Origin of the sequence: Myxosarcina sp. GI1 (genome assembly GCF_000756305.1) — a bacterium.
Taxonomy (GTDB): Bacteria; Cyanobacteriota; Cyanobacteriia; order Cyanobacteriales; family Xenococcaceae; genus Myxosarcina.
This window is the reverse complement of record NZ_JRFE01000054.1, coordinates 1-18,819: the sequence shown is the minus strand read 5'-3', so window position 1 is coordinate 18,819 and position 18,819 is coordinate 1. Positions and strand designations below refer to the sequence as shown.

The window sequence follows — 18,819 nt, the reverse complement described above, 5'->3', positions numbered from 1 at the left end:
GTTATCAGTATGGACACCACAAACCTGAAAAAATTTGCTCAAAATGCCCGCCGAAGCTTAATCGAGCAGGTTGCCAGCAAACTAACCTTTGTGCTTGCCGAAAATAGTGCAGCACGTCGCCAATATCCCAATGCTGTGGCACAGCTAGAAAAAGAAATCGGCACTTTTACCAAAGAGCGAGTAATTGATAAGGTGGCATACACTTGGTTTAACCGCTTTTGTGCTTTGCGCTTTATGGATGCTAATCGCTACACCAAGATTGGGGTGGTTTCTGCTGCGGTCGGGCGATCGCAACCAGAGATTTTAGCCGAAGCGAAGATGGGTCATGTTGATGACAAAATGGTGTCAGCCAAGACTCAGAGTGAGATTGCTGCCCTTTTAAGTGGCGAGACTCATAGTCCAGACCCCCAAGGAGAAGCCTATCGTCTGCTGTTGGTGGCGGTCTGTAATTACTATCACCGCGCTATGCCCTACCTGTTCGAGCGGATAGCTGACTATGTAGAGCTTTTAATTCCCGATGACCTGCTTTCGCCAGAATCGATTCTGGCTGCTACTCGCGAAGCGATGACTCCAGAGGCTTGTCAGAATGTGGAGGTAATTGGCTGGCTGTATCAGTTTTATATTTCTGAGAAAAAAGATAAGGTTTTTGCGGGACTAAAAAAGAAACAGAAAATTACGACCGAGAATATTCCCGCAGCCACCCAACTTTTTACGCCTCACTGGATCGTGCGGTATTTGGTAGAAAATTCTTTGGGACGGTTGTGGATGTTAAATCATCCAGGATCTAAGCTGGCGGACAAGATGGAATACTATATTCCTCCTGAAGAAGTCGAAACAGAATTTTTACAGGTAAAGACACCTGAAGAGATTAAAATCTGCGATCCCGCCTGCGGTAGCGGACATATGCTAGTGTACGCCTTCGATTTACTCTACGCTATCTACGAAGAAGAAGGGTACGAACCATCGGAAATTCCCGAAAAGATTTTAACCCAAAATCTCTACGGCGTTGAAATCGACGAACGAGCGGGAGAATTAGCAGCCTTTGCCCTGACTATGAAGGCGCGGGAAAAGTACCGCAGGTTTCTACGAAAACCAGTGCAGCCCAACATTTGCGTGTTACAGCCGATTGAATTTACTGAAGATGAGTTGTCCGACTACATGGATTTTGTAGGGCATGATTTGTTTACAGTTCCGCTATTGGAAACGCTCAATCAGTTTAAAGAAGCTGACAACTTTGGCTCTTTGATTCAACCAGTTTTGACCGACGTGGAGCATATGCTTAAACATTTAGAGCAAAAGAACCCAGGAGAGAATTTATTTCTTAATGATATTCATCAGAAGGTTTTGCAGGTCTTAAAACAAGCTGATTATTTGAGTCCTAAATATCATGTGGTAGTGGCAAATCCGCCGTACATGGGTGGTAAGGGAATGAATCCCAATTTAACAAAGTGGGCTAAAACTAACTATTCAGATAGCAAATCAGACTTGTTTGCTATGTTTATAGAGCGAATAAGAAATATGGTTCAAGTTAAGGGATTTATAGGACTTATGACTCCTTTCACTTGGATGTTCCTTAGCTCTTACGAAGAATTACGCTCTCGCATCCTCAATGAAAGCACTATTACGTCTTTAGTAAGACCAGAATATCATGCTTTTTTCGACTCTGCTTATGTTCCAATATGCGCTTTTACTCTATGGCAAAATCCAATTCCTAATTATAAAGGAGTTTTCATAGACTTGAGGCAGTTTTATGGTGCAAACTTGCAACCAGTCAAAGTTCTTGAAGCAATCAAAAATCCCGATTGTGACTGGTATTATCTTGCTTCTGCCGTTGATTTCAAAAAGATCCCAGGAAAGCCTCTTCACTACGATATTTCTGAAACAATTAGAAATATATTTATAAAATTTACAAATATTAATTCTATTGGCGGATTCAAGCGAGGAATATCTACTGCTGATAATGACAGATTTTTGAGATTTTGTTGGGAAATATCTATTCAAAGTAAAGATGTTAAATGGATTCCCTATAACAAAGGAGGAGAATGGAGAAAATGGTATGGAAATCAAGAATATTTTATAAACTGGGAAAATAACGGAAAAGAAATTTGCAATTTTGACAGGTCTTATGTCAGAAATATACAGCATAATTTTAAACCTAATGTAGCCTATAGTTCACTAACATCAAGTAAACCTTCTTTCAGATTTTACACAGGACATATCAACGATCAATCTGGAAATTTTCTTCCTTTTGAATCATTAGATAAAGCTATTAAATTTACTTCCTTATTAAATTCAAAAACAGCTCTTTATTTTGCGAACCTACTTTCTCCAACTTTAAACATTTTGATTGAAGAGTTAAACAAACTTCCAATCTTAGATAACTTTGTAAAATTTGAATTAGCAAGTAGTTGCATTGAGGAAGAAAAAAGCGATTGGGACTCTTATGAAACTTCGTGGAATTTCGCTGTTCTCCCATTGCTAAAGATTGACTATCATCAACCTATTTTAGAGGTAACTTACAACAAACTTAATCAATACTGGCAGGAAAAAATTTCAAGGATGCAGCGTCTCGAAGAAGAAAATAATCGCATTTTCATCGAAGCCTACGGACTTCAAGACGAACTAACTCCTGATGTTCCCCTTCACGAAATTACTTTAACCTGCAACCCTTACTACCGCTACGACCACACCAAACCCGAAGCAGAACTAGAAGCCCTACTGCTGGCGGACACGATGAAGGAATATATCTCCTATGCTGTGGGCTGTATGTTTGGTCGCTATTCTCTCGATAAGCCAGGTTTAATTCTTGCCAATCAGGGAGAAACCATTGAAGACTATTACCAACAAGTACCCGAACCCACCTTTACCCCTGATGAAGATAACGTTATTCCCATTCTCGATGGTGACTGGTTTGCCGACGATATTTGCGATCGCTTTCGCCAATTTCTACGAGTAACCTTTGGTGAAGAACACTACGAGGAAAATTTACAGTTTATCGAACAAGCGATCGGTAAAGATATTCGCAAATATTTCCTCAAGGATTTTTACAACGATCACGTTAAACGCTACAAAAAACGTCCGATTTACTGGCTGTTCTCCAGCCCCAAAGGAAGCTTCAATGCTCTAATTTATCTGCACCGCTACCGTCCCGATACAGTCAGCGTCGTCTTAAACGACTATCTGCGGGAGTTTCAAATCAAGCTCAAGTCACGAGTAGAAAATTTAAGACAAATCGAGGTCAGTGCGGAGGTTTCCCAGTCAGAAAAAACTAAGGCGATTAAGGAAATTACCAAGCTTAACAAAACCATTGAGGAATTAAAAGACTACGAGCGCGATGTTCTTTATCCTCTGGCTATTCAGCAGGTGCAACTCGACCTCGACGATGGCGTAAAGACGAACTACCCTAAGTTGGGTGCTGCGTTGAAGAAAGTTACAGGTTTGGAAGCGAAGCAGAAATAAAGGGGACAAATTGATGACAACCAAAATCGCTCAAGCACTAACTAAGCTCTTCGCCAAACACCGCATTATCTTTTGGTACGATAGCAAGCAGGAATTCCGTTCTGAATACGAAGAATTGAGTCTCGATGATATTAAGAGGATCGAACTCAATAACAATGAATTTGGCGTTAAATACCGTATTCTGCGGGAAGAACCCGAACAGAAGTTTTTACTTTACCAAGAAGGTTCTGCCCCTGCTGATTTGGATAACTGGCTTTTAGACGTAAAACTCGCTCAAGGAGAATTTAGAACCGATCGCGTTGGGATGTGGCTTGCCGAACTAGAACTAGGGCTAGAATTTTCAGCGATCGTCCAGAATCATCTTGAGTTTTTTAAAGCCCAAGAACGGAAAAACTCTTTAAAAAGTTTGCTCAAATCCACCGATACAGCAAATGACATCGAGCTAAAGATGCTAGCAGTGTGTACGGGAGCCGATGCGCGTATAGATACAATTCTCGAAACTCTTTTAGCTGAAGTTGCCAACAATAGAGAAGAGAAATATAAATTAATCGCTCGCTGCCAACTCGATAGTTTTCTGTGGAAGCAAGTCAAATACCACTACGGATATAACTACAACGAACCCACTGTAAAAGATTTTGCGATCGTGTTGTTTACTTCCTGTTACAAGATGGGTATGGGAGAGGAAGTTTCTCTTACCCCCGATGCCCTCGTATTTCTCAAGCGTTGGAAAGACAGCATCAAATGGCAAGAATCTTTTAAAACCCTGTCAAAACAATGCGCTGAAGACCCTAGAATCGAGCAAGATTTAGCAACGCGAGAGATTACAGATCTGATTGACATAGATTATTTTCGAGTAATCGAGAAAAAAATTATTAGCGATCTCGTTCGCGGTATTGTAACTAAAACTTTATCTTCCTTTGATGTTACTTCCTGGATACGGCAGCGCAAACAAAGCTATTGGTATGAAGAGTTTGAACATTTATATCTAGCTATTGATGCAGCAGCTCAGTTGATAAAAGAGTTAAATGAAGCATACTTGACAATAGATTCTCTTACCGAAGGAATTCAAAAATATTGTCACTCTTGGTTTCGCCTCGACCAACTCTATCGTAAATTCGTTTACCATGTGCTTCAATCTGCGGAATCTTCTGTAATGGAGAGTTTGAGCGATTTAGTTGAGAATCATTACGTTAACAACTACCTTTTACCCTTAAACGATCGCTGGCAATCATTAGTAGATAATACAGAAAAATGGTCTGCTGCCGAAGTAACTCTTCAGAGAAAATTTTTCTCCCGTTGGATAGAACCGTTCTTAAAGAAAAATCGTAAGGTATTTGTGATTATTTCTGATGCTCTACGATATGAAATCGGGGAAGAGTTTTTAAAGTTAATTCGCAGCGAAGACCGCTATGAAGCAGATCTAGAAGCTGCCATGACCATGCTACCCAGCTACACTCAACTGGGAATGGCAGCACTGCTGCCCAATGGTTCTCTGAGCCTAACCGACAGGGGCAATGTTGAGGTAGACGAACAAAGCTCCCAAGGACTGATAAACCGCCAAAAGCAATTAGATCGCGCTCTTCCAGGAAGGGCTACTGCGGTCAAAGCCGAAGAATTGATGAAGCTCAATCAAGAAGATAGGCGATCGCTAGCTAGCAATCACGATCTTGTTTATGTCTATCACAACCGTATCGACGCTACTGGTGACAAACGGGACACTGAGGAAAGGGTTTTTGAAGCGGTAGAAGATACCCTCAAAGAGCTAATTCAACTGGTTAAGAAAATAGTTAATGCTAATGTCAGCAACATTTTGATTACCGCCGATCACGGGTTTATTTATCAAAACCGCAGTCTCGATGAAAGTGATTTTGCCAGCGTCGAACCCCAAGGAGAAGAAATTCTGTTTCGCGATCGCCGTTTTATCCTCGGTCGAGGTCTTGAAGAAAATTCTAGCCTGCGAAAGTTTACTTCTGAAGAACTAGGACTCTCTGGAGACTTGGAAGTACAAATTCCTAAATCAATCAATCGATTACGCCGCAAAGGTTCTGGTAGCCGATACGTTCATGGAGGGGCATCGCTACAAGAAATAGTCATCCCCGTACTTAAAATCAACAAAAAGCGTCAGAGCGATACAACGTTAGTTGAGGTAAACATCATTCCTGGGACAAGTTCAATTATTTCTTCCAAACAACTGGTAGTTACTCTCTATCAAACGGAAGCTATCACCGAAAAAATACATCCTAGATACCTCAGAGCGGGAATTTATGCTCTAAATGGCGAACTAATTTCTGATGCTCACGAGCTAAACTTCGATATTCCCTCTCTAAACCCTAGAGAACGGGAGCAGCGAGTAATGTTTATCCTAACCAAGAAAGCCGATGAATTAAACGGACAGGAGGTGATTCTACGTCTGGAGCAAAAAATTGAGGGAACATCCCAATACCAAGAGTATCGGTCGCTGCAATATATGATGCGCCGTTCCTTTACCAGTGATTTTGATTTTTAAAGGAGGGTAAATCTTGAAGAATCAATTCGATCTCAAAATTAACCAGCACTTTCAGGGTCTTGTCGTCCGCAAAGATCTGGTAAAAATGGTCAAAGGTAACGCGATCGTTCCTTCTTATGTACTGGAGTATCTCCTCGGACAATATTGTGCCACCAACGATGAAGCTACGATCGAGAAGGGCATCGATACTGTAAAAGAAATCTTACGCCAACACTACGTTCACCGCAACGAAGCAGGACTCGTCCGTTCAAACATCAAAGAAAAAGGTCGCTATAAGGTTATCGATAGAATTCAGGTCTCCCTTAATGAAAAAGCAGATGTTTACGAAGCTACTTTTGCCAACTTGGGAATTAAAAAGGTTCTGGTCGATTCTACAACGGTAAAAAAACATCCCAAGCTTTTGGTGAGCGGTGTCTGGTGTATTGCCGATGTTGAATATGAGTTTACTGAAGATAAAAATGCCTGTCCTTGGATTTTGTCCTCCCTCAAGCCAATTCAGCTATCTCATTTTGACTTTGATAGCTACGTAAAAGCGCGCCAAAACTTCTCCACCGAAGAATGGATCGATCTACTTATGCAGAGTATTGGCTTCAATCCCGAACTGTTTGGCAAACGCAGCAAATTAACCCAGCTTATACGTCTGATTCCCTTCTGCGAACGTAACTATAACTTAATTGAACTAGGTCCCAAAGGGACAGGGAAATCTCACATTTTCTCCGAGTTTTCTCCTCACGGCATCCTAATATCGGGCGGAGAAGTAACCGTTGCCAAACTGTTTGTTAATAATTCCAGTGGCAAAATTGGTCTGGTTGGATACTGGGATGTAGTAGCTTTTGATGAGTTTGCTGGGCAACAGAAGAGGGTCAACAAAGCACTGGTTGACATCATGAAGAACTATATGGCAAATAAGTCATTCTCGCGGGGTGTAGAAACTTTAGGTGCTGAAGCTTCGATGGTATTTGTCGGCAACACCAAGCATAACGTTCCCTATATGCTCAAACACTCCGATTTATTTGAGGAACTGCCCGATAAATTTCACGACTCGGCATTTTTAGATCGAATCCATTTCTATATCCCAGGCTGGGAGGTGGATATCATTAGGGGTGAAATGTTTTCTAATAACTACGGATTTGTAGTCGATTACCTCGCCGAAATTCTGCGCTCGATGCGAAACTACGATTACTCAGATCGCTACCAAAACCACTTTACCCTCTCATCGGACATTTCAACTCGCGATCGCGATGCCATTCACAAAACTTTTTCAGGCTTGATGAAAATTCTTTTCCCCGATGGTATAGCAAACAAACAAGAAATAGAAGATTTACTGCGTTTTTCAATAGAAGGGCGTAAGCGCGTCAAAGACCAGCTACTTCGGATCGATTCTACTTATGCTGAGGTTCACTTCGCCTATGATAATAGTGAAGGTATTTCTCAAGCCGTTACCACTCTCGAAGAAGAAGAATACCCAACTTACTACTATCAAAAGCTAGAGAGCAAAGATAGCGAAGCAACTTCTAAAACTGTTGAGAAATCCGAATTATCTTCGATTGACAATCAAAAACAAATAACTTTTTGTATTTTAGAAGAGAAGCATCTTGTATATAAAGAAAATCAGCGTGGTGTTTCATTTGACACGCTGTTTGGACCATACCTAAGAAGTGCCAAGAAGATTGTAGTTACCGATCCCTATATTCGGCTTTTTCATCAGGCAAGAAATCTGATGGAATTTATCGAAACCGCAATTAAACAGAAGACAAAAGAAGATGAGCTAGACATTCACCTAATTACTACGTTAGATGAATTTAAAGGTGAGTCTCAAATAGAATATTTTGAAAGCATTAAAAAATCGGCTTCTGTTGCTGGTATTGAATTTAGTTGGGAGTTTGACGGTACAAATACTATTCATGCCCGTCACATAGTTACTGACACTAACTGGAAGATATCTCTCGATCGCGGACTAGATATTTTTCAACATTATGAAATGAACGATGTATTCTCAATTTCAAACAGATTACAGGAGTATAGGAACTGTAAGGCATTTGAGGTAACTTTTTTGCGTAATAAATAGGTTGGAGAAAAGATTTCCCAAAATTGGTGAGTTACAACCGAGCATCTTTGATGCTCCCAGAGCTTCGCTCTGGACACGCTCCAGCGTGTATAGAACTTATTCCCTGGTCTTTGATGCTCTTATCTTGCTTTCTCCATACTAGAAGATTACAACACCATTGTTCGGTCGGTCTTAGCTGCTAAAACACTTCTTATTTGAGAATGAGCTTTTCTTGTTTCTTTCTGACATTACAAATTTTCTTTGTTGGAGGCTTACGTAAAACAGGGTAGTTATGGTGGATCGGGTTTACTCTAATTCTACGAAATTGTTATTTCGCATTGCTCCCGCCAGGTATTGAGTGAGATTTTGTCAATTAATTTGGGAACTCTAAATTGTGTAGCTTCTCAATAAATAATGACAACAGAACCATACAATAAACTGGAGCAAGTACGAACTCTTCTCAAACAGCTAGGAAATGGTGTTGCGAGTCTAGCTCAAAACTATGCCGATATTTTAGATAGTCCCAATCTTCAAGATGCTTTATCGAAATTTCGCCAAGCTTATGAAGAGTCGGTAACTAGACTAGAAAATCCTAATTTTACTATTGCTACTATCGGTACGACTTCTTCTGGTAAATCGACAATTGTTAATGCTCTAATTGGAAGAAAAATTGCCCCCATCGAAGCAGGAGAAATGAGCGGTGGAATATTAACAATTAAGCATTCCAAAGAGTTTAAATTATTTGTAGCAGACACGGAAAACGCCCAATGGGAAACAGGAACTTGGACGGATTTAAGCGACAGGAAGATATACGATTGCATTCGTAATGGCGTGATGTTTCCCTATCATCAAGCACGACAGAAGCAAGAATTAATTGCACCACAGGTTACAGCTTGTGTTCCGATTTTACCAGCCGAAGATCCTAGTTTACTCGGATTACCAGAAGGAATCGGGATTGAGTTTATCGATTTGCCTGGATTGAAGTCAATTCAAGACAAAGATAATCTCAAAGTTATTCAACAACAAGTCAACAAAGCTTTTAGTTTAGTTGCACTGGATTACCTACAAGTAGACGATCGCCATCGTAAACGTTTACTTGAAGAATTAAAAAAAGTCGTTGAGTTTTTTCAAGGACGTACTGACTCAATGATATTTATACTTAACCGAGTCGATCAAAGAGGTCAAGATGATATCGCAATCGCGGACAGAATTTACCAATTACAGTTAGAAATACAAGAAACTCTAAGCCTAGTAGAATTACCAGACATTATTCCTTTAAGTGGACGACTACTTTATTATGCTCAATGCGCTTGGGGAGCAACAGCTATTAACAGTAATTCTAATATAGATGCTTCTACACGCCAACAATTGTTAAACAATATGTTAGTAGACTGTGCAGGTCTAATTAAGTTAAATACAAAACAAGATAAAAAACTAAAAAGGTGGTTTACAGACTTAGAAGATCGGATAGATGATGGAGAAATTATCGATGACGAAAGTATGCGAAAAGTCATCTACCATATCTATGATTGGAGCGGTGGTGACAAACTTTGGCAGTGTATGCGCGATCGCGTTAGTGAATCTTTTTCAGAATTAGTTATTCTGCCCGCATTAATTGAAGTTCTCAATCTTTACGAAGTTTTAGTTAGCGCGATCGATGTCGAACTTAAAATCAAGAAAATTAGAGAAAAAAAAGAGATTGAAGACGAGCGACAAAACATTATTGATGGTAGAGAAAAATTAGCTGTAGAAGTTAAAAATCTTCGCACTCAGTTTCAGCAAGAGGTAAAAAAAAGAATTGAAGTATTAAAACAAAAAAATGAACAGGCTCGTAGTCGTTTAGAAAGACGAAGTATTGAGGGTTTTGATTCCTTTTACGACACTGTTAGGCAAGTTGAGGAAGATTTATTGGAACATTTAATTTCATCTGTCAGAAATGCTTTTGAGCAAGACAAAGGAACTTACGAACTAGAAGAAGAACTAGCTAATGTTGTTAGTCTTCCTAAAGCTAAAGCCATTGCTAAAGCTTACGATTTAGTCAATCATAAACTAAACAAATTTGAGCGAGATGAGACTGGTTGCTTCATCATACAAGCTCGCCATGATAACAAAGAAAAAATACGCAGTATGGAACATGCAGAAAAAGCTGTTCGTATACTGTACTATGCAATGCGTCAAGCGATGACTGCGAGAGCCGAATTTACTTTACAAGGAAAAGTAAAACAACTTGAAACAGGATTATTATCTTTAGTAAGTGTTCCGATAGAAAAATTAAAAATTTTCTGCCATCAAATATTTTCCAAAATAGATTTAGATAAAGCAATTGCTATTAATTTTGAAATTAGCATTACTCAAAATCCTCCTAAACTTCCAATAGATATATTTAATTTTTCTGTTAATATTGAGCAAAATACTACTAGCAAACGAGAAGTAGTTGGACAAAACCAAGAAACAGAGTATTACACAGAAGGTAGTTGTTTTAAGCAGCACAAAAGTAAAAATGTTACTAAAAATATCTATGGTGATATTGAGTACAGAGAATTAAAACTGCCTGATTATAAAGAAATGGCACGTCAATGGGCAGATGGAATTGCTTCAGAAAAACAAAAATTTTGGGATGCTCTTAATAATTGGATCAATGAGTATTTGGAACAAATTACTAATGAATTTGAGAATAATCTTGAAAAAGAAACCAAGTCATCAGAAATAGCTTTTGACAAACAGCTTAAAGCAATAGAAAAAAATGAATTAGTTAAAGAAGAATACTGGAAGAAATTTAAGCAAAATTTGAATCTAGTTACTGAAATTCATCAGCAAATAAGACAAAGCAATTAATTACAAAAATTAGCTAATCATGAATAAATTTAATCATATTATAAACGAGCTTGCTCAAGATGCTCGTAATCAAGATATAGGTTATGCAGTTGCTTCATGGTGTCGTATTATTTCTCAATTAGGACATTATGATACTCAAAAAGTAAAGGAAAATGCTAATAAATGGCTGAACAAAATACAGCTTGTTGATAATCCATTGAATTTTTTAAACAAAATAAATATTTTTGCTAATAATGAATCAACAAACAAAGTTTTAATTCTTGCATTTGTAGCTACTGGAGCAGGTCTGCTACAGTATTTATTAAATGAAAAAGAGAAAATTAATAAATTAGAAGAACAAATTATTCAAGATGCCAATTATTTATCATCAAAAGCCTATATTAAGCAAAAAAACATTTTAGTTTTGTTAATAAAAAGCGATCGTTATCAAGAGTTAATAGACTCATTAAAAAGCGATAACTATCTCAACCCAGAAGACAGTTTTAAACTTTACGGTGCAACTCAGGGTTTATGGATCGGAACTGAAAACGAATTTAATAAATCACAAATTAAGCAAGAATTAAATATTCGCCCTTCAGTTACAACAAAATCTGAATATGATGTTCATTTCGTCAAAATAGAACTCGATCGTGATGATTCTAGATTTGCTCCTAATGTAAATCCTATGGATCGTAGAGATGCTTTTATTGAGTTGGCTGATAAATCACCAAAAATCGAAGTTTCTCCTCGATTGTCATGCGAAGCTTACGAACATACAGAATTTTATAGTCGCTAGTTTGCAGTTTTAATAATGTTAATCAATCCGCTTTTTTTAATTAAAGACCCCGTTATTATTCAAGGTTTATTAAGTGGCAGTTTAACGAGATATGGTGGAGTAATTCGTGAGGCTGCAACAGGTCGTATAGTACGCCATTTAGTCGAAACTCCTTCTATGACCAATTATCTAATGACTATGGCAGCAAATCCAATCTTAGGGACTGCCAATTTAATTACTAACGCTTTTGGTCATGGTATTACTATCGACAAACTAAAAAATGTTATTGATAATCTTGATATTGTTAGTAATCAAGTCAGTCAAGTTCAAGAAACCTTGTCTCCTATCTTAGGATTATCACAAGTTGCCGCAGGTGCGAGCGTACTTAATTTAGGTGTTAGCGTTGCTGGTTTTGCTTACATGGACTATAAGCTGAATCAAGTTCAGACTTCTTTGGGTAAAATGCAGCAGATAATGGAAGCTGGTTTTGCCAATATTGACGATCATTTGAACGCTATATCTGGTCATCTAGCTTATCTACAACTGTTGGTAGAACAAAACCGCCAGGGACAAATACATCTTGCCGAGAAGATAGATGAACTGCATCGTACAATTCTTATCAAAGAAATAGCCGAACTACGTGCAGAACTGATAGAAAGAGATCGCTTTCCCGATACTTCTATTCAGTCTGCTTTAAAAGTAGCTGCTAAAGTCCGTATGATAATGTCCGATCGCGCATTACAAATCATGCCCGAATTAGAACCCCAAAAAATGTTACTCGCTGATGTCGCCACTCAAGGATGGGCGGTAGCTACGACAACAGAAGCGCATTTATTATTAGAGGTAGGCAAGTTTGAAGATGCCGAGGAAATCTTAAGCTTTGAAGTTCCCAGATTTAAACGAAATGCCGAACGATGGGCAAACAGTTTATTAACCACAGAACGTCCCGAACTAAATACGGCATATCGTTTTACCGCACCGTTATTTAAAGAACATATCAGCCAAGAAAGAGTTATTAGAATTGCCGATATTAGCGATCGCGACCGCAACTTATCTCCAGAGAAACAACAAGAAAAGCTAGATGACATTGTCGTTGAGTTTCAGATGTCTTATGCTTCTCAGTTCGACCGCCACTGGATTTACAAACAGGTAGCGATCGCTGAATATTTAGATACTTTTAGCGAACTTACTGCCAGATTGGAAAGTTTACAAGCATTTACTTCTCTATGTCAAAAAGCAGACGTAAACAGCAGTCGTGACTTGTTACCTAGCAAACAAATGCAAGAAGGTTGGTATACTCTGCCTTCTATTTCATAGTTCATTGAAAAGCGATCTTGCTCTTGTGTGCTGAAGCCTAGCAACAGCATCTTCTAAATCTTCAGTGTAAGTTGGAGAGGAAAACTAGCAGAGTGACCGCAATGCAAGTATTCTCTGGTGCGATCGGGCTTTGCCCGCTGGCTTTGCCAATCGCGTGACTTCCGAAAGTTGTTGTTGACAAGAATGGCAGAGGCAATTGGTAGCAGCTAGAGAGTCTAATTCGTTAGAGATGACGATGTTGCTGGTGTTGTAGAAATAACCATTAGAGCGCACAATGCGGTCTGATGATTGCCAATAGCCTAATTTAATCATGCCTTGAGAAGAACCAGTAGCACAAATGTTAGGATGGCAACTATGAGCCATCCCAGTTGAATCATCTTCAATCCAAGCTATTCCAGTAAAAGGGTGGCGATAAAGGGTTTGGTATGGCGTAAGGTTTTGAATTAAAGTTTTCATTGTCGTTTTGGTGATAAATTGATTAAATTAAGCTGTCGAATTATTGATAGGGCGTAGGTTTCTGTGACAGTCTGGAACATTTTTTTCAAATATTAGAAGTAATTTCGGGGTTAAGTTCATTAACTGCAAAATTACTTCAGCCGCTTTGGAACATCCAAAAACTGCTACCAGCCAATAACTGGTAGCATTATTAACATCACTTAAAATTGTTGGTTTGATATCTAACAAAGCAAGCCAACAGCAGCTTGATGAGCTTTGGCTCTAATTCGATTAGAATCCCCAAACCAAGCAGAATTTARTCTAGTGGCTTKAGTTCGTCCTCTTTGATAATCGAGCCATTCAGTAACAGCGTTATAAGCGTGCCAGAGATTCTTTCCTTCATTGCCACGTCCTTTAAGAAAGTTAGATTCAATTTGGGGGTARGCGCGAATTGAAGTTACAGAATCTAGATCGAGGTCGAATACGTGTTCGAGATATTGCTCGAATTGCCGTTTATCGATTTTCTTTCTAGCCATCTGCCGATAGCTTACGATAGAGTCGTTCCATTGCTGTTTGGCAAAGTCTAAAGCATTTTGAGCGAYRGAWAGTTGTTCGTTYAAGTTGCTACTATGGCGAATACGGAAAGCTTTACCTACAGYCTTKTCTTTATGACGGGAAGCAGTAGCGTAACTCAGCGTATTCCAACATACTACCCGAATCGGAGTAAATTGAATCCAAACAGCAAGACTTCCATCRTGGCTGTTAGAAAGTAGCAAGTARGGATTGACTGTATCGCCATTATCAATGTCGGCTGTAGACCGATCKATTTTGGCAAGAACCCAAATGCGTTTGCCACGTTTGAGAGAACCAGCCGCTTCTAAAGACACATTTCCCTCATGCAACAAAAAATCAAACCACTTGAAAGCATCTTGATTTTGAAGGGGTATGTAGTTTTTACCGACAACTCCCAAAGTTTGGCGATCGCTAGAGCGAATCAAGACTTTGTAGTTTGGCAATCGACTATATTCATGAGGTTCGGGACTTTGGTAAATAGGATGTTCTTCTACAATCCAGTCTAAATCGGCTTCAGCAATTGCTTGTTGAGTAGTAGGAGGATTATTGAGAACTTTGCCCAGACCGTGCCAAGCGGGTTTAGCTACGAAAAATCCTGATTCAAATTCGTGTGGCATGATATTATTCACCAAATACATTGTTTTTTTAGGTTTGAGTTAGATGCTCAAACCCGTTCATAAAATGTTTGGCGTTAGCCAATCTTTAGCCCTGAGCGTAGTCGAAGGGCTAACATTGAGCGTAGTCGAAATGTTAGCAGTTAAGCTCTTGACGTTTTTTATCCCAGGCTTCGTCAGTAGGAGCTTCCAAAACTCCCAAGCGAAAATAGATTTGCTGCTGATAATCTCTAGCTCCACGACAAAGTGTTTTGTTATTAGTGCCATGACAGACTTGACTTTTTTCCTCTGTCAATATTCTTCGGATGACTGTATTTCGTATGTCTATGCAGCCGTCGTCGTTAAAGGGACAAGTTTTGCAGCGTCGAGGATTAACTTTGAAGTTAGTAATGTCAATCATGGATTTCTATCTAAAATTCAAAAAGAGGAATTTCGCAAATTTCTTCGTCATAATTTTCTTCAACAAATTCTCGAAACTCGGCTCTTAATTCTGTTAAATCTTTAAACAAAGAATTTATCGGATAAATAAATACAGCCTTTTGTCTAGAATAATACCAACAGATTTTCTCGATTTTGTATTCGTCATCCCAATCTAATAAGACATAAGCTACTTGTTGCCAAAAATGCTGCTGTGTTAGAGGATATTTCTTTAGAGTAGTAAAGCATTTTATTACCGTGCGATCGACTATTTGTTGAGCATCGGCACTAATAAAATAGCTACCAGAAAAAACAGAATTTAAGTAATATTTATCTTTGGATAAACTACTGTCGCTTTTATCCCAAACTGAGGATATAGAACCAATTAGATTGACTAAATCGTCAACCATTACAGAGACATAATGCAACTCTGGCTTGAGTTTTGTGCCACAATTTTTCATCAAAACTGTAGCTATTTCATGTACGCTACCAGAGCGATATTGCTTTTCGTAAGCAGCAAATATGAGACAGGCAATTGCTCTTTCTTCCAAAGTTTTTGCAGATAAAAGTTGACTTGCTGTAGTCAAATCTAAATATTGACCTGCTACCGTTTGGTCGAAACTACAATCGAGCAAGCCTAAATGCCAGCGGAAAGCATAGACAAATGCCGTACCTAGAAGAGCAAAATCTTTAATTTGTCCATCGGGACGAATAATTTGATTTTGCTCCATTTGCAAATTATGGTTCTCGATCAGGCGGTCGCCACAGCGAGATTGTTTGGTCTGAAACCATTTGTATAAAGGGCTATAAGAATTAAACAATTCTTGAGTTAATGAAGGCATGATAATTACGAGAAAGAAAGTTTGTGTTACCAAAGCAGTCAATGCCTATAGGCTTTGTATCGTTGACATTGACTGCTCGAATAAAGAATCAACAGAGTTGTGCGATTAAAACGTTTTGCAAATCGTATTGGTCTATTTGAGTCGGAACGAATATTTTGTATTCCTCGGCTAGAGCAAACAGTTCTGGAGGGCTAGTAAAAGGGATGCTGTTGAGGCGATCTCTTTTGGTGCGCTCGAACGCGATCGCTCTATGAAGTGCTTTGATTATCGGGCAATAAAAGAAAAGCAGTGGAATCAAATAGAGAATTGCTGAGAAGATAAGATTTTCCATGAGAATAAACAGTAATGATGTAATTTAGTGATGAAGTGGAAGGAAAAAAGTGATAATAGCCGATTGCTTAAAATGTTGAGAGTAGCAATCGCGCTAATTTACGGTGGCTTTTGCCATCGTTCAAAGGTTAAATTTTCGTTGAGTAGTTATGAACACACAAGTTGCAATATCTTTCAAAGATTCCAGTGGCAAATCTGTATTACTCAATTCACTACTAACGGTTCTGAAACAGTGGGAGTAAAGTTTTGTTAGTCTTTGGCTATAATCTTTAATTTCTTCGGCTTTACTGTCACTTTTGGGTGATGGTAATGTAGCATTCCTCGTGACTTGTTCGACGACAGAATATTTACCTTTTTCGTTTACGGCAAGATTTACAGGCTCGTTAGGATAACGATTGGTAAGAGTGCTATCCCCTGGATTGCCCCAAACCGCAATTTCTTCTCCTGTGTAGGTTAGGCAGTTAAGTACAACCCTATCGCCGTACTTGGTAGGGATTTGTTTTGCAGCTTTAGAAACGGTAGCTTGGATTAATTTCATGGTATTTTCCTAACAATTTGGATAAGAACTTTCATGAAATGTTTGGCGACAGCCAGAATCGATCGAGCTACTATTTAGGTTTTTTTTTGGTTTATGCTTTTTTATATGCTCTAGAATTAACAAACCCAGCAAAGAACAATCTTCGGGTTGGAGTTGTAAATGAGGAGTAGCCACTACTAAAAAGGTATTTCTGGTGGAGAATCGTGTTCATCAGAAAATTCGCGAAAATTACTTTCCTCATCGACCTCACTAGAAGAATCATCTAGATCGTCTAAATCGATGTATCCTTGAGAAAGAAGTTCTTCGGTATCTAATCCGCGCATCTCAAAAGCTCGTCTTTTGGCGGGACTCATTGAATTAGTATCTATTCTATCGGGGGAGCTATATAAAATTTTGAACGTTGGCTCGATTCCCAACTTTTCTCGTTCTCTTCTTTCTGCTTTCCGTTGTCTACTCAATTCATCACAATATTCCTCATGCTTTTTTCTGGCAATGGCATTTTCGCGATCAATCCTGGTATGGCGCATATTAATTTCTTCTACCCAATCGATTTCTGCTTCGCTCCAACCATCGTTTCTCAAACGTTGGCGGTATTGTGGAGTCATTGACCCGTCATCATTTTGTTCTCTGTAAAAAGCTGAATCAAAACTAGTCATTTTTTCTACCGTTTGCTGATATGACTCTAAAGCTCGATCGTTTCGATACTCTGACTCGACAGAATATAGACATTAACGAAAAAATTGAGAATTCTTTAGCAGAGTATTTGTTTCCCGATACCACCTTCAGTATAGGTGCAGTCTATCAAAATATTACAACACCAGAACACTTGGAAAACTACAAGAACAAAACCTTGCAGTTTGCTTCTGGACAGAGATTGTATTTTGCCGATCGCGAAGTTAGATCTTTAGTATATCCCAATCAATCGGATGGAGCGGCATACGGCAGCTTAATTTTTACTCCTTGTCAAAGTCTTAAAGAAATAGACGCTAGAGTTTTAGTTGTCGATGATGAAACTGGAGTTAATGGTGGCATCATGCCACTTGAAGAAGCCAAACAGTTAGTAGGTGATTGCTATGGCAAAATCGGTTTGGAAATGGCTGAAAAATTTACGGGATTGGACAATACGCCATTTCAGTACCGATTGGGAATCAAACCGCAGTCAGAAAATTCGGTATATCGAATAGCTAAAGGTACGTTAGCTCCAGCCGTACTGGATAGCCTAAGCGGAACAGAGATAACTACTAAAAGATCGCAAGACGGTAGAACCTTGAGAAAAATTGGCTACGATCTAATCTTACCAACTAGTAGCTTCAAGGGAAGAAAGAAAGGCTACGAACCGATAGAACCTGGAGAATACAATCTCAAAGTGGGGATAGGGATTAAAACTCTAGCTAAGTATGGAGAGCAAAGTCTGGGGACTCAAGTACTGGTTAATTATCCCAAAGCAGTAAAAAACGAGATTTTAGCTTTAGTAAAGGGTGAAGGCAAAAAATTGGCGATCGACCAAACTTCCCCGCAAAAGCTAGCTCAGAATTATATCGAACTGTATGAGAAAAGAAAAGTGTTAAGTCAGACAGGGGACAAAAACCAAAATTACGAGGAATTAGAAGGGTTCGAGCGAGTAATCGACGAAGCTTTTGGCGATAACGAAGCAAAAATTACCGAAGAAGACCATACATTATATAAATTACTCAAAGCCGACAAGCATGGAAAACTAACAGAACACCCTAAAATTATCGACGAATTAAACAAGTTTGTCCGAAAAAGATGGACAGACATAGCCACAGGCAGAAGCGTTAAGTTTCAGGCGGGAATGGCACAACCGAGTCTGAAGCTAAAAGAGGATGAAATTTGTATTCCTCATATACCTGAAGGAAAAGAAGTTATCGTTACTAGGTCGCCTTTAATCAACTCCAACGGGGTAATAGTTCTCAAGAATCGCCACCTACCAGAAGTAGAGCATCTTAAAGGAGTAGTACATATCAATCCAGTTGCCGCCGCCAAACATTTACAGGCGGATTTTGATGGCGATCGCTTGGCTTTTGAAATGGCAGAAAAGTTTCCAATTCTAGCCAAAGAAGTTAAAGAATATAACCTCGAACAAAATCGTTACCCCGATATTGTCAAAAGAGACAAAATTCCCTATCAGGGA

At 39.0% G+C, this 18,819-nt stretch carries 13 protein-coding genes and 1 pseudogene; 7 read left to right on the top strand and 7 right to left on the bottom strand.

Features of this window, described 5'->3' with window-relative positions:
* The first annotated feature begins 9 nt into the window (after positions 1-9).
* From pglX to KV40_RS27920, 6 genes are all read left to right on the top strand, one after another.
* Complete coding sequence (gene pglX / locus KV40_RS27945; protein ID WP_036488127.1) at positions 10-3,459, top strand: BREX-1 system adenine-specific DNA-methyltransferase PglX; 3,450 nt, start codon at positions 10-12, stop codon at positions 3,457-3,459.
* A 13-nt stretch (positions 3,460-3,472) separates the two neighbouring features.
* Positions 3,473-5,965, top strand: a complete 2,493-nt coding sequence (pglZ, locus tag KV40_RS27940) for a BREX-1 system phosphatase PglZ type A (protein WP_036488124.1) — start codon at positions 3,473-3,475, stop codon at positions 5,963-5,965.
* A gap of 13 nt (positions 5,966-5,978) precedes the next feature.
* Positions 5,979-8,033, top strand: a complete 2,055-nt coding sequence (gene brxL / locus KV40_RS27935) for a BREX system Lon protease-like protein BrxL (protein ID WP_036488122.1) — start codon at positions 5,979-5,981, stop codon at positions 8,031-8,033.
* 393 nt (positions 8,034-8,426) lie between these two features.
* The gene (locus KV40_RS33815; RefSeq protein ID WP_036488120.1) at positions 8,427-10,847 is read left to right on the top strand and encodes a dynamin family protein; all 2,421 of its coding nucleotides are present in this window, start codon (positions 8,427-8,429) and stop codon (positions 10,845-10,847) included.
* Between the two features lie 19 nt (positions 10,848-10,866).
* Complete coding sequence (locus tag KV40_RS27925) at positions 10,867-11,622, top strand: hypothetical protein (protein WP_036488118.1); 756 nt, start codon at positions 10,867-10,869, stop codon at positions 11,620-11,622.
* Between the two features lie 15 nt (positions 11,623-11,637).
* Positions 11,638-12,918, top strand: a complete 1,281-nt coding sequence (locus tag KV40_RS27920; RefSeq protein WP_036488115.1) for a hypothetical protein — start codon at positions 11,638-11,640, stop codon at positions 12,916-12,918.
* 84 nt (positions 12,919-13,002) lie between these two features.
* Here the strand turns inward: KV40_RS27920 and KV40_RS27915 are convergent, their stop codons facing one another.
* The 7 genes from KV40_RS27915 to KV40_RS27880 form a co-directional block, all read right to left on the bottom strand.
* Positions 13,003-13,374 (bottom strand): hypothetical protein, encoded by a 372-nt coding sequence (locus KV40_RS27915; protein ID WP_036488112.1) that lies wholly within the window; start codon positions 13,372-13,374, stop codon positions 13,003-13,005.
* Positions 13,375-13,595: 221 nt separating this feature from the next.
* The gene (locus tag KV40_RS27905) at positions 13,596-14,543 is read right to left on the bottom strand and encodes a DUF932 domain-containing protein (protein WP_036488108.1); all 948 of its coding nucleotides are present in this window, start codon (positions 14,541-14,543) and stop codon (positions 13,596-13,598) included.
* Between the two features lie 133 nt (positions 14,544-14,676).
* Complete coding sequence (locus KV40_RS27900; RefSeq protein WP_036488107.1) at positions 14,677-14,940, bottom strand: hypothetical protein; 264 nt, start codon at positions 14,938-14,940, stop codon at positions 14,677-14,679.
* A gap of 10 nt (positions 14,941-14,950) precedes the next feature.
* Positions 14,951-15,799 carry a hypothetical protein gene (locus KV40_RS27895; protein ID WP_036488106.1) on the bottom strand — a complete coding sequence of 283 codons (849 nt, stop codon included), beginning with the start codon at positions 15,797-15,799 and terminating at the stop codon, positions 14,951-14,953.
* A gap of 88 nt (positions 15,800-15,887) precedes the next feature.
* Positions 15,888-16,130 carry a hypothetical protein gene (locus KV40_RS27890; RefSeq protein WP_036488103.1) on the bottom strand — a complete coding sequence of 81 codons (243 nt, stop codon included), beginning with the start codon at positions 16,128-16,130 and terminating at the stop codon, positions 15,888-15,890.
* Between the two features lie 120 nt (positions 16,131-16,250).
* Positions 16,251-16,667, bottom strand: a complete 417-nt coding sequence (locus tag KV40_RS27885; protein ID WP_036488100.1) for a hypothetical protein — start codon at positions 16,665-16,667, stop codon at positions 16,251-16,253.
* Between the two features lie 176 nt (positions 16,668-16,843).
* Entirely contained in the window at positions 16,844-17,323 is a 480-nt protein-coding gene (locus KV40_RS27880) for a hypothetical protein (protein ID WP_036488097.1), read from the bottom strand.
* 20 nt (positions 17,324-17,343) lie between these two features.
* On the opposite strand from KV40_RS27880, the pseudogene KV40_RS27875 reads away from it, so the two are divergent.
* Positions 17,344-18,819, top strand: a pseudogene (locus KV40_RS27875) (hypothetical protein); the annotation flags it as partial.